The sequence below is a fragment of the Runella defluvii genome (assembly GCF_014195535.1).
GTDB lineage: Bacteria > Bacteroidota > Bacteroidia > Cytophagales > Spirosomataceae > Runella > Runella defluvii.
Window position 1 is genome coordinate 38,211 of sequence record NZ_JACIBY010000026.1, and the last position, 14,698, is coordinate 52,908.

Here is a 14,698-nt window from a genome sequence, read left to right on the forward strand (position 1 = left end):
TGTAAACTTCCCCCAAGCTACTTTGGTTTCCAGTGGGCGAGACGTTTACCTCACCTCCAACACCACAGACCCCAGCAACCCCGAGGTTTATTGTTATTTTTTATTTAACTTGCTGTAACGCTCCTCAACCCTTTCGCCATGCGGTTTTTCATTTTTTGGTTTGGTTTCTGTGCTTCCGTGTCGTTGTTTGCTCAACAGCGTTTTGTGTATCGTTCTTCCGAGGAACTGCAAAACGTAGAACCCTTTACCTATTTTTTAATTGATTCTTCTAAAACATTGACGTTTAATCAATTACGTCAACTACCCGACAAAGCATTTACCCAAAACACGAAAAGTTTTCTCAATTTTGGCAATACCGAATACCCCATTTGGCTTCGCGTAGATGTTGAAAACTCGTCGAATGAAGCGTTATTTTTGACGCAAGAATTGCACGACGTGCGATTGCTGGATGTGTATGTATTTGACAAAAACGATTCGCTAAGAACCTGGCAAACAGGCGCTATGCGGCCTTTTGGAACGCACTTTTTGAAACGCAGCAATACTGTTTTTGACATCGGGAAAGCACCCAAAAGAGTCTATTTACGCATCCAAAACACCAGCGTGTATGTACCCCTAAAAATGGGTACGATTCAGGCCGTTTCTAATTATTTACACAAATATGACTTGCTTTATGGGGCTATTTACGGCGTTTTGTTGGCGTTGATGTTCTACAATTTGTTTGTGTTTTTGGTCGTTCGCGATCGCGTATTCCTCTATTATTTCTTCTATATCCTAACCTCGGGTTACATCATTTTTAAAGCCGACAACCACCACCACGAATTTATTTTTAAGCAAATCCCTAATTTTAGTTCTGACATCAATTCTTCTTCCGTCATCACTCTATTTTTTATCATTCTCTTTGCCAATGCTTACTTGCGAATGAAGGAACTGACCCCCAAATTCTTTTGGACGTTGGTGGTTTTGTGGTGTATTGGGCTAGTTTTGCTGCCTTTTGAATGGCTTCCTTACCGTGGCTGGGTCAATGACGTGTTTCAGTTGTTGGTGATTTCCATCATGTTGGTGCTTTTGGGAGCCAGTATTTACATTCATTTTCTGGGCTTCAAACACGCGCGGTACTTCGTACTGGCCTTTGGTTTTTACATTTATGGGGTCGTCAATGTGTTGTTGGGTTTTATGGGAATTGTGTCGATGAACAATTTACGTTCGGCGTATATCTACCAAATTTGTTCAGTGTTGGAGGCCATTTTCTTTGCTTTTGCGGTGGCCTACCGTTTCAACACTTACCGAAAAGAAGCCAAAGATGCGCAGGAAATTGCGTTGAAACGCTCGCAAGAACACGAAGCGTTACTGCAAAAAAACAGTCAGTTGCTGGCCGAAAAATTACAAATGGAACAAAGCCTTCAATCGGCATCGAATCACAAAGATTTTGACCAGTTGCTTCAACAAATCAAATCGGATAGCCAACCGATTAAGAAAATTTCAATACCGACCGTAGAAGGGGTGATTCTGTTTCCCGAACAGGACATCAACCGCTTAGAAGCAATGGGAAGTTATTGCACAATTTACTTGACCGACCACAAAAAAATCACTACCTCCAAACCCATGGCGCACTTTGAGCAGATGATTGACGAACGGCAGTTTATGCGCATTCATAAGTCGCACATCGTTAATCTCGACAACGTAACGCGCTACATTCGGGGTGAAGGTGGGTCGGTAGAAATGAAAGATAAGTCGGTAGTACCCGTGTCGCGACGAATGAAAAACGAACTTTTGCAACGGTTGGCGATTGAAACACCCGCCGTTTAGAAATTAGATGCCGCCGTTCAGAAAGTAGAATTGTTTTGAGGGTAGTAAAGCCACTACTTTTGGAGTGAAGAAATAAAAAAGCACTCTTAAACCTCAAAATTATGTCAAAATCGGCCAAAACCGTCTATTTTTTCAGTTTTTACCTTTTCTTGGTAGGGCTTGAACTTACCTTTATCCCAAACTTTTTCACCAAAACGGCGCAACTACCCGAAGCCCACGAACCCTACATTCGGGTGGTGGGGATTTTGGCCCTTATCCTCGGCGTTTATTATTATCAGTCGGCCAAAAATGAGCTTACTCCTTTCCTCAAAACCACGATTATCGGTCGGCTGATTTACTTTTTGGGAGCCGTTGGATTGGTCGTTACGCAAATCGCTCCTCCCCTTTTTATCGCCTTCGGTGTGCTTGATTTGCTGGGCGCTGTCTGGACGTGGCAAACACTGAAAAGCGAAGGCAAAATGTAAGTGCACCTCTTTCTTCTACAAATACCCATTCACTAACTGTGCCTACGCACGTATTCCCATGAAAAAGCTCCTTTGTTTCTTATTTTTTGCCGTTGCGTTGACAACTTCCGTTTCGGCCCAAACTCCCATTGCGACCTTGTTTGAGAACATGAAAAAAGAGTTTGAAGCAAATCCTTCTAAAGCCATTCAAGACCAAGCGATAGAAGACTATGTGCTTGTTTCGGGCACGGGCTACATTGCCAACAAACAACAGATTGTCAATTTGTTCAAAAACGTCAGTAAAGTAGAGGCACGCTTTCAAGACCTGAAACTCCGCCAATTTGGCAACCTCGTCATTGCCACTGGTCGCGAGTTTTCCGTTCGGCACTATTCCAACGGCACTCCCGACTTATCCACTGATTATTTGGTCACTTATGTGTATGAAATCAAAGACGGCAAACTCACTTACGTAAGCGGACAACATACAGTACCCGCAGCTAAATGATTTCCGCTTACGCACATAACGCGTGAGGTCTGGTCTGACTATCGTCTGACCTGTGTTATTTTAAAATTAAGCCCCATCGGGGCGACCGACACTCGAAGACTTCTTTCTCCGAGCACTGGCCGCCCCAATTGGGCTTGGTGGAGGGGTTTGTTTACTTTTTCTACAAAGGTTTCGCCTCTCCGAGGCTGTTTTTTAATGCGTTTAACCTTTGTCTAAAACACATAAGAAAGCGTAAAACTTGGCGATAGGCGGCTCGATAAATTTGCGCCCAACGTTTTTGCAGGGTCTCGGTATTGAAAACCTATACTTGCTAACTGTGTTTCCACCAAAAAATGATTACTAACAATATATGCCAATCCAAGACTTGAACGCACCTGATATACGTTATCATGTGAGCTACTGGTATAGACACTACTCGTCTGCAGATTAATATTAGTGCGAATATAATCCAAGGATGTTTCCCAATAAGGAGTAAAGCGGCTCGAAGCCAAATACCTTTTCACAAACAATGACCCTGTAATTGTCTCTCGTTTCTGGGTACTTTTTTCTGGATTTGAATATTCTTCTTTATCTGTGAAAGAGCTATAGTTGCTCCGAACCCCTACCAATGTCCGATTACTGACGAATCTGCCTACACTCAGTCCCGCTTCAAACGTCTTTTCATTGTTTGATTTAAGATAGTTCGAAGAACTTCCTCTGTTGTCTGACTGCAAAGTTTGAAATCCAATGTTTGTTCCCAACATCCAACGCCCTTTTTGGAGTGTTGAAAATTTTGTATCCTCAGCACGATAAGAAGTAGGTTTAATCCAATATAACAATCCCGCAGAAACACCATAAATTTCGATTGGAAACGTGTTAGAACCCGTAGCTGCCTGAATAGCCCAATGTTTATCAAAAAAATACACGACGCCCGCCTTAAACAAAGGAGCGATGTTGATTCTAGATAAATTAGAAGCCGAAATTAACACCCCATCGCTTTTTGTTTCTGAATCACTAAAACCTGCCGAAATTGTCAGCCCTGCCCCTACAAAGCCTCGCCAACGATCTTTCCCAAAATAATAGGCGCCTGATGTCCCCACTCCCAAGTCGGTCATACCACCACGTGAGCGATAGTTGGCTCGTGATGATTCTGACAAGGAGCTATTAAACCGCTCACTGACATTGACTTCCCACAAGATATTATCTTTGACAAACTTTCCATACGACAGCCCAGATTCCAACGAAAATGTCCTCCATTTTCCAGTGTATCCGCCCGATTGGGATTGGAGGGCTGATTGAACCCGCGTTGACAGATTACCTGTGATAAACGAATTTCCTTTTTCGGTTTGACCGCACACACTGAGGGCAGAGAAAGTGAGTAAAAATACGTAAGCGTTTTTCATGACATTGTTTTTTTGAGTGAATAACTATACTCAAAACGCCGATTTCACTACTTTATTGGGGAAACTACTTCCTAAATAATGTTAAATTTCGTCGGTTGTCTGCTTTTGTCATTATTCCTAACACCTCCTCCATGTTTCGCCATTTTTACCTCCTCCTTTTTCTTCTTGGGTCGCTCAAAAGTTGGGCGCAATCCAACGAACAAACCTATTTTGACCAAGCCCTGGCCAACGGCAAAGTGGCTAACGAAGCCTTCCTACGAAGTCACCGTTTTTTGTTGGGATGGCTTGGCAAAGCTGACCCCGCTACGGGTCTTATTCCGCGTAACCTTACTCAAAGTACCTGCATTTGGAACGCTTGGGATGCCGCCGCCGACAATTATCCGTTTATGGTCATGACCGCTTCCATGCTCGACAAGCCCCTTTTTGAGGGCAAAATGCGGGAAATGCTTGCTACCGAAACCCGCCTTACGTCACGCGTCGGGCGACTTCCTGATACGTATTCGTTTTGCAAAAAAGGCTTTGAAAATGCGGTGATTGATAGCAGCCAACTGGTGTTTGGCAGCGCCGAATACATGAAAGACGGGCTCATTCCGCTGACCGAATGGCTGGGGACAAGCCCGTGGTCGGAGCGGATGTTGGGAATCTTGGAAGACCTCGATAAAATCGTGGATGTACCAACTCAAATCAAAGGCAGCTTTTTTGGAAACAGCGCCGTGGTGGAAGTTGGCGGCGATTTGTTGCAGGTATTGGCGCGAATGTATTGGCTTACCAAAAACCCCAAGTGGCTGGCGTGGGGCATCCAAATTGGCGATTATTACTTGAGCGAAGCCCATTTGCCCACTCGTGCATTGCCGCGCCTTCGCCTTCGCGACCACGGCTGTGAAATTGTGTCGGGGTTGGTAGAAATGTACGCGGTGGTATCGGTGGCAAATTCTGCCAAAAAGAAACAGTGGCAGCCGTTTATTCACGAAATGTTGGATACCATTTTGGCCAAAGGGAGAAACGAACACGGGCTTTTTTACGACGAAGTAAATCCACTGACGGGCGAAGTGCTTCAAAAGCGAATTGCTGATAATTTTGGCTATACGCTCAATGCCTTTTACACCGTGTATCTTCTTGATAAGCAACCCACTTACCGCGACGCCACATTAAAAGCACTAAGTTCTCTCCACGCCCACTACCGCAACCACGATTGGGAATCGGGCAGCGCTGATGGCTACGCCGACGCCATTGAAGGCACGTTGAATTTGTATTTGCGCGAGCCTATGGCCAGCACCAAAGACTGGCTCGACAGCGAAATCAAGGTGTTGTGGAATTTTCAAAAACCCGACGGAATCATTGAAGGTTGGCACGGCGATGGCAATTTTGCCCGAACGTCGCTGATGTATGCCCTTTGGAAAACGGCAGGCACGCAACTTTCAGACTGGAATCAGGAGGTTGTGTATGGCGCTGTGACCGACAACAATACTGTTTACATTACGCTCAGTTCGCCCAAAGCTTGGTCGGGAAAGTTGGTTTTTGGTGGACAATGGCACAAACAAAACTTGCATTTGCCGTTTGACTATCCGCGCATCAATCAATTCCAAGAATGGTTCCCGATTGAAGCCAACAAAAGCTATGAATTGACGATTGACGGGAAGTCATCCAAAGTAAAAGGGGCGGTTTTACTGGCAGGCTACCCCCTCCAACTCAAACCTCAACAAACAATTCAGGTACGGTGTAAGCGTTGACAAAAAAAATTTAAATTTGTCAAAATCGCCTCGGCAGAGGCGCAACATTTGTAGAAAGGTTTAAAAAAAATCCAAAATTGCTTCGGAGAAGCGCAACCTTTGTAGGCGCAACATTTATTGAAAGGTTTTGAACAATCCAAAATCGCTTCGGAGAAGCGCAACCTTTGTAGGCGCAACATTTATTGAAAGGTTTTGAACAATCCAAAATTGCTTCGGAGAAGCGCAACCTTTGTAAGGGTTACGCTTCCGCACAGGCGGCCCTGTCCGAAGCAATATAAACGTCTTTGTAACTATTACTCTTTTACCTCAAAAACATAACTTCCTGATATTAAAGGCAAAATCACATCTCCATTTTCCAACTTTGCCCCTTTCCATTGCGCAATAGGTTTGCCGCTTTCGGTGATTTGGGTCAGGCTTTTGGCAGGAAGATGCAACGTCGCGGTTGTATTGGCAGGCACCGTGCATTTGTACGTAAACGTAGTTGATTTGCTTTCCCATTCACTCGAAATGCGTCCGTACATCGTGTCCACGTAGCCTTTGGCAAACGTAATACGATTGTCGGGATCAAGAGTAGGCTTGAGTACAAACTCTTTGAACGCTGCTTTGTCGGGATGGCGCTGAATTCCCAACGAATAATTGTACATCCACGAAGCTACAGCCCCAAACGAATAGTGGTTGAAGGAGTTCATGCTGTTGTTTCCTCCAAAACCATTTTCAACGGTGTAGCTGTTCAAACGTTCCCAAATCGAAGTTGCGCCATTGACCACCGAGTACAACCACGACGGATAATCTTTTTGCTGCACCAAACGATACGCTTGGGCGTGATTTCCGTTGTCTGATAGCGCCTCTGATATAGAAGCAGTCCCGATAAAGCCCGTCATCAGCGAATAAGGGGGACGTTCGATGCCGCCGTCGTCTTTGTTTTTACGCTCAATGGTTTCGTTTAAATACTTGATAGAAAACGGTTTATTTACTTCGTCAAACATTCCCAACGCTAACGGAATGGCGTACGAGGCTTGGGTATCCATGAGCACGCCTTTGTCCGATTTTGTTTCAGCCGCTTGCGGCCCTGGAGGCCCCATACGTGCTGCTACTACCCCCGATTTGACGGTACGGTGCGTATTTTTATCAACATAGACGTCATTGATGGTCTTTTTGATTTCTTGTTGACGTTTGGCAAACTGCGCCGCTTCGCCGGTTTTACCCAAAATGGTCGCGACTTTGCTCATAATTTCCAAGTCGTAGGCAAAGTACGACATCCAGAAAAGGGTGTTGTCATTTTTGTTGTTTTCGGGACTCAGCCAGTCGCCCAGCGGGCCTTCGTTCAAAATCCCGTTCGTTTTGTCCACCTTGGTTTCCAAGAAGTTGATGTACTTTTTCATGGCATCGTAGTGTTCCCGTAAAAGTTGTACATCCCCGTATTGACGGTAGGTTTCCCACGCCACCGTAAGCCCTGCACTTCCCCACAACGTTCCCCCAAAACCACCACCCACGGGCGCGACGTCGGTAAAACGGCCATTTTCAGGCTGCATGTCACGCATGGCCAACAAATGGCGACGTAAGAAAGGATTGGCCTGAGTCAAAAAGGTAGCACTTTTGACAAAAACCGAAATATCACCACTCCAGCCCATGCGCTCGTTGCGGGCGGGGGTGTCGGTGGGAATCGACAAGAAATTACTGCGCAACGACCACGTAATGTTTTGCCAAAGCTTGTTCACCAATTCGTTGGAAGTGGTGTAACTCGACGATAAATCCATCACCGAGCTAATCACCAAGCCCTTTACATCCGACACGGGAATGGCTTGGTCGATGCCCGTAATTTCTAAATAGCGATAGCCGTGGAAGGTAAAACGCGGCTGAATGACTTCGTCGCCCCCCTTCAAAATGTACAAATCTTGGGCCAACGCCGCCCGAATGTTTTCCATCATCACCATGCCTTCATTGCCTTTGTAGTCGGGCAAATTGGGGTACTTTACTTCCGCAAAACGCAGGGTAACAGCTTGACCTTTTCGGCCATTTTTGATGGTGATTTGGGGGACACCTACCATGTTTTGCGTCATGTCATAGACAAATACCTTGGGGCGCACTTCCTCCACGCTTTTAGCGGTCAACGTTTTGACAATCGTGGCATTTTCGCCCATTTGTCCAACAAGTTTAAAGTCATCGTATTCCAGCGACGATTTCCGCCCCAAGGCATCGGTAACGGTACCCTTAAACGCAGTTCCGTCCAAAGGTACAACGACTGCCGATTTCCATGCAGCATCGTTGTAGTCCGCCGTCGCCCAGCCATTGACGGCTGCTTCTTTGTTGGCATCATAAACCTCGCCCTGAAAAAACGACCCGTACCGAATGGGACCATCACCATAAAATTTCCATTCGGTAGGATTTGACGTCACCACTTGCTCTGAACCATCGGCGTAGGTAATGACCAATTTGCTCAACAACGACTGACGGTCGCCGAAGAAATTCCAGTTTTCGCCGCTGAACGTGATATTACCACTCCACCAGCCTTCGCTCAACCATGCTCCAATGGCATTCTTTTTACCCGATTTTATACCAGTAGTAACATCGTACGTTTGGTACATGTGGGTTTTGTTGTACTGCGTAAGACCTGGGTTAAAATAATCGTTAGAAACGCGACTTCCGTTGAGAAATAGTTCGTAAATCCCACGGGCAGTAACGTACAAACGTGCCTTTGCAATGGGTTTCGACTGGGTGGTAAACGTAGTCCGAAGCATGGGCGCTGCATTTTGGCTGGGGTCGGCCGTGACTAAGCCGCCACTTACTGCGTAGCTTCCGTTCTCAATTTTCACATTTGAAGCCGAAAAAATCCCCGAATATGGTTGTTTTTGAAGGTTTTCGGTAAAAATTGGATTGGATGGATAGCGATAATTTCGAATTATTACTCCCGAAAAAAAGGCTTTTTGTCCGTTAGGTACACGAAAACCAATGTCGGCTAACATCGGGAAACTGATGTAGTTATTTCCACTTCCAACGGGGTTTAAGTTGTACCCCCGAGCACCAAAACGCCCTCCACCGCCAGCGGGTGCCGCTTTGTCTTTTAGCTTGTTAGCATCTTTGTTGCCGTCCACGTAAAATTCAAACAATCCAAAATTACATTCCACCAGCAAGTGGTGTTTTTCGTATTTATTGGCCGCATTTATCAACGATTGCGGAATGTCAAAGCTTTTCAATGGGACGTCTTCTTTATCGTCTTTGGTATAGCCTACACGATAAATATTCAGTTTGGCAAGACCGTCTGCAGCGTCGCTAACGTTGGAAATATCTAACTCCAAGGCCACATAACTTTCGTTTTTGCCTTTGGTCATCCCCATGAGATTCAAGTCTTTGGTCATCAAGCGGCGGTCGTTGGCACCAAACACAAAAGAAGCTTTCGTAGCATTGCTGGTTTTATCGAGTTGAAGACCATATTCAAACTTAAACACCGATAAATAATGCGAATACAACACCATATCGTCGTCGCTTCCCCCAATCCAATTGGCTCCCGACCACGCCGCAATCGAAGGGTTCATCAAGCCCGTTTCAAACCACGAACTACTTGTAATCGGTTTGCCTGTATTGTCCCAAACGGTCAATTTCCACTGGTAGCGCGTGGCGGGTTGGAGGCCACTTCCAGCATATTCGATGCCATGCGAAAGCGCCGAGTTTACCTTTTTGGTGTCCCAAACCACTTGATTTTTAGCGTTAGAAACCACAATTTGGTAGGCGGTTTGGCTGTAACCTCGTTTTGCGTCTAAGGCTTTCATTTGCCAAGAAAACTGCGGAATTGGGGTATCAATTCCTAACGGCGTGGCTTGATAGTTGACTTGTAATTGGTTCAGCACGACGTTTGCCAACACCTTTGCTCCCCACAAAAACAAGACACAAGCGGTAAAAATTAGTCTTTTCATTTTTGAACTTTGGTTTAGATATGCCATTGCATTTCTTTTAATTATTCAAAAATATATTGACATTATACCGCTTGTATCCTGTGCTTCCCCGTTATTGTCTCAAGTGGGGGCAATAAAAACTGACTATGGCTACTTCACCACTTCACTCACCAAAATGATGGGGGCGACATTGGTATAATTGGCAAAATCAGCCCGAATAGCTTCTCTATTAGGGGCAACGGCTGCTTGATAGTCGCTTAGACTTTTGATGTAAAAAGTCCCAATCGCCATAAAGGGAAGTGGTTGGTTTGGTAAGCCGCTCGCAAGCCCTTTTTCAATGGTATATTTTACCAAATTTGCCCCCAAATATCCTGCCACCATGGGCATGTGCTTGGTTTCGTAGTACTCCATGTTGAAGGTTTTGCCTTCGGCGTAAGGATACATGACGGATACTTTAATCAAGCCCTTTTCGGCAGCTTGATTTGACTGTTTTTCTTGGCTAAACGCCGCCAAACAAGAAATAAGAAGAAAAGATGACAGAAGTAGTTTGAGCTTCATGGCTAAGGGTATTTTTTAAGTGTTAACTGATTGATTTAAAACAATTTCGCACAAATATCTAAAGAGGTTTTATATTTGCAAAACGCTATTTTTCGATAAAAACCATCGAAAAAACCGATTTAGAAAGATGGAACTAAGACAACTGAAGTATTTTTTAAAAGCCAAGGAGCTCTTGAACTTTACGGAGGCGGCAAAGGCATTAAATATTAGCCAAAGCACCCTTTCCCAGCAAATCAAACAATTGGAAGATGAATTAAACGTGCCTTTGTTCAACCGTATTGGCAAACGAATCACGCTTACCGAAGCGGGAGGTCTGTTTGAAACGTATGCGTTTCAGTGCATCAATAGAGCAAATGAAGGATTATTGCTCTTGCAAGATTTGAAAAACCTGAACACAGGAAAAATTACCGTCGGCGTGATTTATTCCATGCGGATTCTTTTTGCCAAAACCTTGATACAGTTTGCCCAGCAGTACCCAAACATAAAAATTCAAGTGGTATTCGGCACCACCAAAGACCTGCTCGATAAGCTCAATTCGCACCAATTTGATTTTGTCTTGATTTTCCACGAAAAGCCCAATGAGCCTCACCTCAAATACCAGCCTATTTTGACCTCTAATATGGTATTGGTTACTGCTAAAAAATCATCGTTGGCTTCCAAAAAAACAATCTCTCTTCATGAAGTAGCAGCCCTTCCTTTGGCACTCCCTTTCAGCGGCTACAGTACAATCCAGTTTTTTGAAGAAGTGTTCAGCCAAAAAAATTTAGAACCCAACATCTGCATGGAAATCAACGATATACCTACGTTGTTTGAAATTGTAAAAACGGGCCATTGGCACACCATCTTGAGTGATACCAGCGTCAATGACCCCGAAGTAGTGGGCATTCCCATCGAAGGCGAAAACATGAAGCGGACGATTATGATTATTTCACTCAAAGAAGCCTACGAGAAGCAGGCGGTAAAAAAGCTGTATGAATTGCTGCGGGGGATTTAGAGTAATGTTTTTCTTTCTGCGTTATTTTTCTTGTATTTTAGTAAAAAATCAACCTTCCAAGGCATGAATTCTTCCCTCTCAGCGCTTTTTCACGAGGCCGAGCGATTAGATAATCGTTCTTTAGATGCTCTTATTGCCAATATCCTTTCATTAAGAATCCAGCGTGAAACCCCTGATAATCAAAAGAAAGAAGCTTTTTTATTGAAAAAAATAAATAAGAGTCTCTCCATTGACCAAATCGAACGTTTTAAAGTCCTCAACCAAAAACGTTTAGATGAAACAATTTCTGCGGAAGAGTACGCTGAGCTTCTTATTTTACTCGATAAAATTGAAAAACTAAATGTAAGCCGCCTCAAGTACTTAACCTCACTTGCTCGGCTGCGACAAGTCACAGTCCGTGAATTAATGAAGCAGTTGGGAATTTCAGGATCACTTAATGGCTAAGTCTTATATTTCACCAAGCACAAAGCAAGCAAAGCATGAAACTGCGACTTCCTTTTATTGGTCTTCTATCTCAGAAACGTCAGTCTTTATCCTCATACGATACAAACTCATAGGTAGCGTTGCCACCAGATACATTAAATTTCAAAAAGCCCCTTGAACCGTGTGTATTACCGCGCCATGATGGTCGACCAGCGATGGATCCCCCAGTGATGTAGTGCGTTTTTCCCGCTATGTTTAAGTCCTCAAACCAGTGAATATGTCCTTGAAGAACAAACTTGAGGTTATGGTCTTTATAAAGCGCCAAGACTTCGTTACGGTTAGCCACTGGGGGCTGAGAGAGATAGCCGTTTTGTGGAGGATACAAGTCATGGTAAGTTGTCACCAAAGGAATATGGGCGACCACCACCACGGGGGTTTCGGGCTTTATGGAACTGAGGTCATTTTTTATCCATTTTAACTGACCTTCATCCACTCTCCCTATGTACTTGTAGTTATCTACATCTAACACGTTTAAGACCATAAAATGCCATCCTTTGTGGTTAAATGAATAGTAGGGATCACCAAAATATCGCTTAAACATGCCCAGTTTATAGTCGGGATGCGAGGAATCCTCTGGGCTTTCCTCGTAAATTCCAAAGAGGTCGTGGTTTCCTACGCAATTGTAAACTGGGACTTTAAATCTACGGGTCTGGCTTAGGTAATAGGTAAAAAGAGAATCTCCTTTTGCTCGATTCCCCCGCATGATGTCAAAAATCTGGTCTCCACCCGAAAGCACAAAATCAGGTTTTAGTTGCTCTATTCGTTGTACTACTTTATTGAATGCTTTTTCTACGACGGGGTCGGGGCGTAGGTGCATATCAGTCATAAAAACGAAAGAAAAGTTGCCGTTTTGAGCCGAAACTGCATCTAAACAAAGACAGTAAACCAAAACAAGTAGAAAGTGCTTCATCATGAGAATGCCATTTTTAAAGGTATAACTGAAAAAAGCACGGTTCGGACTATCTATTTCACCCCAAACCTCACTCCTTTCATCGCCTCTTCCTTCATAAAAGGTTGGTTGTAAAGGCGTTTGCCTGTGGCTTTGAAAAAGGCATTGGCAAACGCAGCGGCGGCAGGTGGTAGGGCGGGTTCACCCAAACCCGTGGGGTTGATGGCGCTGTCCACAAAATGCACCTCCACGGCGGGAATTTCGTTGATGCGTATTAGGCGGTAGGTATCAAAATTTTGTTGGTTGGGGACACCGTCTTTGAGCGTTACTTCGCCATATAAGGCGTGCCCCAAGCCGTCGATGATTCCACCTTGCACTTGCTGGTACGCACCGCTTAGGTTCACGACCACGCCGCAAGAAAGCCGTGAAAAAACTTTATGAGTTGCTGACTGAAAATTAACGTTTTTGTCCTTGGTGGTGAAAATACCGCCAAGCGTATTTGTTACTTATATATACTCATTTTGTGCATATTCTTCCGGATAAACCACACTATAATTGCGTAAACTCATTGCATCCTTAGAAAAAAAACATATTTGAACTGCAGGCAATAAATCTAAGTATTGAGGCTTATTTGGCTCAAATAGTACATTGACACTATAATCAGAATTAAACCCCTTGCTTTTAAGTCCATTGGCTCTTACGGCTACGTAATCAAAACTTTTTAGTGTTCCTTTCAAAAAAGCAAGTATTGTTTTGACAGTAGTCCTATTAGTTATGAGCCCTTTGCCTTTCATTATTTCATACGTTTGTTTGAGCCATTGCAGATGCTCTAAGTTTCCAAACAGATCAAAGCACTCATTATCGTTGAAGTCACAAACAGCTTTGCAAATAATGTAACCGCTTGAGTATTGGCGCACTTCTTTGCCCCACCAGTGGGCATTTTCTATTAATGTATCCCAAAAATAGTAACCATTGCCCAGCCACGTATTTTCCCAGTGACACGCATAGGGGCCATTAGTTTCGAGGCGGTCTAAGTCGCTATTGCGGTCTTCTAACGTCTGATATACAATCCTAATACTCAATGTTGTTGGCTATTTTTGAGTGGTGTTGTTTTTTAGACTACCCTCCAAACCGGAAAGGTTGAGTGTGGGGATGATTACACCAGGTACATTAGCTTGGGTAGTGACTAAACTTACATAAGCCCTCACATAAGGAAATAGAATAGCGATAGCATTGCGATAGAAGTAGTCAGGGATGGCTTCGTAGGAAGAAAGATTTTCAAAATTAAACCAGCCCTTGCACTGTACCAACACAAAGGGGGCCGTCTGGCCTTGCACAAAAATAGTCACAACAAATGTTAGTTCGTAAACACTCTCTTGGTTGATGTAAGCTCCTTTGGGGTCGAAATCAAGAAGTAAATCGTTAGAAGTATGCTGTGTGAGGTCAATGTTTACTTTTTCAAATTGATAATTGGTAAGGGTAAATGCTGCCTTTTCCATTGATGTTGATTGATTTTACATAAAAAAAGCCCGAAGAACTCTTCGGGCTTGGCGTACTTAACGAAAACTGGTGCGATGGCCTTTTCATAGGATCACTCGACTGCAACTGATACAAATGGCAGTGGGTCAAAAAATCCTCTATGGTAGGCCCTACATTATTTTCTTCGTTATCGTACTTAGCCCAATTGTCAAAGATAATGTCTTGGGGCGTAGCCTCAAAATACTTCTTCAATTCTTCCAAAAAATTAGACATGACACTGTGAGTTTATACTACTATCAATGATAAAATATCCTATCTATCAAACGTCAAATGATGTAAGATAGTTTGATAAGTGGGCGCAAATGTAATAAATATTACAATAGCTACAATCAATCTAAGAAAACATTTAACAATGTCACTTTTCTGATTGTCAATATCTTATATTAAGTACTTGACCATATTTAGTTTTCATTAAAAGGGCTAAAATTTATATTGAGATGGGTACCTACATTAGCCATACACCGATTCACAGCGTAGAG

At 43.8% G+C, this 14,698-nt stretch carries 13 protein-coding genes and 1 pseudogene; 6 read left to right on the forward strand and 8 right to left on the reverse strand.

The genetic code is table 11. The features are described 5' to 3' along the window. Positions 1-138 precede the first annotated feature (138 nt). From FHS57_RS30165 to FHS57_RS30175, 3 genes are all read left to right on the forward strand, one after another. Positions 139-1,806 (forward strand): 7TM diverse intracellular signaling domain-containing protein, encoded by a 1,668-nt coding sequence (locus tag FHS57_RS30165; protein ID WP_183980286.1) that lies wholly within the window; start codon positions 139-141, stop codon positions 1,804-1,806. Positions 1,807-1,907: 101 nt separating this feature from the next. Beyond that, complete coding sequence (locus FHS57_RS30170; protein WP_183980288.1) at positions 1,908-2,270, forward strand: hypothetical protein; 363 nt, start codon at positions 1,908-1,910, stop codon at positions 2,268-2,270. A gap of 58 nt (positions 2,271-2,328) precedes the next feature. Beyond that, positions 2,329-2,754, forward strand: a complete 426-nt coding sequence (locus FHS57_RS30175) for a hypothetical protein (protein ID WP_183980290.1) — start codon at positions 2,329-2,331, stop codon at positions 2,752-2,754. A 212-nt stretch (positions 2,755-2,966) separates the two neighbouring features. Here the strand turns inward: FHS57_RS30175 and FHS57_RS30180 are convergent, their stop codons facing one another. Next, on the reverse strand, positions 2,967-4,136 hold the full coding sequence (locus FHS57_RS30180; RefSeq protein WP_183980292.1) for a hypothetical protein: 1,170 nt from the start codon (positions 4,134-4,136) through the stop codon (positions 2,967-2,969). A 131-nt stretch (positions 4,137-4,267) separates the two neighbouring features. Between FHS57_RS30180 and FHS57_RS30185 the strand changes: the two genes are divergently transcribed. Continuing rightward, a complete protein-coding gene (locus tag FHS57_RS30185) occupies positions 4,268-5,866 on the forward strand; it encodes a hypothetical protein (protein ID WP_183980294.1) in 1,599 nt (532 codons plus the stop codon). A gap of 293 nt (positions 5,867-6,159) precedes the next feature. Here the strand turns inward: FHS57_RS30185 and FHS57_RS30190 are convergent, their stop codons facing one another. Continuing rightward, complete coding sequence (locus tag FHS57_RS30190) at positions 6,160-9,777, reverse strand: alpha-L-rhamnosidase (RefSeq protein ID WP_183980296.1); 3,618 nt, start codon at positions 9,775-9,777, stop codon at positions 6,160-6,162. Between the two features lie 129 nt (positions 9,778-9,906). Then, positions 9,907-10,314, reverse strand: coding sequence for an EthD family reductase (locus tag FHS57_RS30195; protein ID WP_183980298.1), 408 nt, complete (start codon positions 10,312-10,314; stop codon positions 9,907-9,909). A 127-nt stretch (positions 10,315-10,441) separates the two neighbouring features. On the opposite strand from FHS57_RS30195, the gene FHS57_RS30200 reads away from it, so the two are divergent. Both FHS57_RS30200 and FHS57_RS30205 read left to right on the forward strand, forming a co-directional pair. Then, entirely contained in the window at positions 10,442-11,308 is an 867-nt protein-coding gene (locus FHS57_RS30200; RefSeq protein ID WP_183980300.1) for a LysR family transcriptional regulator, read from the forward strand. A 63-nt stretch (positions 11,309-11,371) separates the two neighbouring features. Then, on the forward strand, positions 11,372-11,752 hold the full coding sequence (locus tag FHS57_RS30205) for an STAS/SEC14 domain-containing protein (protein WP_183980302.1): 381 nt from the start codon (positions 11,372-11,374) through the stop codon (positions 11,750-11,752). A gap of 79 nt (positions 11,753-11,831) precedes the next feature. On the opposite strand, the gene FHS57_RS30210 is transcribed toward FHS57_RS30205, so the two are convergent. The 5 genes and pseudogenes from FHS57_RS30210 to FHS57_RS30230 all read right to left on the reverse strand — a co-directional run bounded on the left by FHS57_RS30210 (position 11,832) and on the right by FHS57_RS30230 (position 14,432). Then, a complete protein-coding gene (locus FHS57_RS30210) occupies positions 11,832-12,704 on the reverse strand; it encodes a metallophosphoesterase family protein (RefSeq protein WP_183980321.1) in 873 nt (290 codons plus the stop codon). 50 nt (positions 12,705-12,754) lie between these two features. After that, positions 12,755-13,117 (reverse strand): annotated as a pseudogene (locus FHS57_RS30215) (molybdopterin cofactor-binding domain-containing protein); the annotation flags it as partial. A gap of 69 nt (positions 13,118-13,186) precedes the next feature. Next, positions 13,187-13,762, reverse strand: coding sequence for a hypothetical protein (locus FHS57_RS30220; RefSeq protein WP_183980323.1), 576 nt, complete (start codon positions 13,760-13,762; stop codon positions 13,187-13,189). Between the two features lie 9 nt (positions 13,763-13,771). Beyond that, on the reverse strand, positions 13,772-14,179 hold the full coding sequence (locus tag FHS57_RS30225; protein ID WP_183980325.1) for a protein-export chaperone SecB: 408 nt from the start codon (positions 14,177-14,179) through the stop codon (positions 13,772-13,774). Further along, on the reverse strand, positions 14,139-14,432 hold the full coding sequence (locus FHS57_RS30230) for a hypothetical protein (RefSeq protein WP_183980327.1): 294 nt from the start codon (positions 14,430-14,432) through the stop codon (positions 14,139-14,141). Before FHS57_RS30230 ends, FHS57_RS30225 begins: the two co-directional genes overlap by 41 nt. Positions 14,433-14,698 lie beyond the last annotated feature (266 nt).

Coding starts and splice junctions, on each gene's coding strand:
- FHS57_RS30230 (WP_183980327.1), bottom strand. CDS start 14,432: ATGTCTAATTTTTTGGAAGAATTGAAGAAGTATTTTGAGGCTACGCCC.
- FHS57_RS30210 (WP_183980321.1), bottom strand. CDS start 12,704: ATGATGAAGCACTTTCTACTTGTTTTGGTTTACTGTCTTTGTTTAGAT.
- FHS57_RS30190 (WP_183980296.1), bottom strand. CDS start 9,777: ATGAAAAGACTAATTTTTACCGCTTGTGTCTTGTTTTTGTGGGGAGCA.
- FHS57_RS30200 (WP_183980300.1), top strand. CDS start 10,442: ATGGAACTAAGACAACTGAAGTATTTTTTAAAAGCCAAGGAGCTCTTG.
- FHS57_RS30195 (WP_183980298.1), bottom strand. CDS start 10,314: ATGAAGCTCAAACTACTTCTGTCATCTTTTCTTCTTATTTCTTGTTTG.
- FHS57_RS30225 (WP_183980325.1), bottom strand. CDS start 14,179: ATGGAAAAGGCAGCATTTACCCTTACCAATTATCAATTTGAAAAAGTA.
- FHS57_RS30170 (WP_183980288.1), top strand. CDS start 1,908: ATGTCAAAATCGGCCAAAACCGTCTATTTTTTCAGTTTTTACCTTTTC.
- FHS57_RS30175 (WP_183980290.1), top strand. CDS start 2,329: ATGAAAAAGCTCCTTTGTTTCTTATTTTTTGCCGTTGCGTTGACAACT.
- FHS57_RS30205 (WP_183980302.1), top strand. CDS start 11,372: ATGAATTCTTCCCTCTCAGCGCTTTTTCACGAGGCCGAGCGATTAGAT.
- FHS57_RS30185 (WP_183980294.1), top strand. CDS start 4,268: ATGTTTCGCCATTTTTACCTCCTCCTTTTTCTTCTTGGGTCGCTCAAA.
- FHS57_RS30180 (WP_183980292.1), bottom strand. CDS start 4,136: ATGAAAAACGCTTACGTATTTTTACTCACTTTCTCTGCCCTCAGTGTG.
- FHS57_RS30165 (WP_183980286.1), top strand. CDS start 139: ATGCGGTTTTTCATTTTTTGGTTTGGTTTCTGTGCTTCCGTGTCGTTG.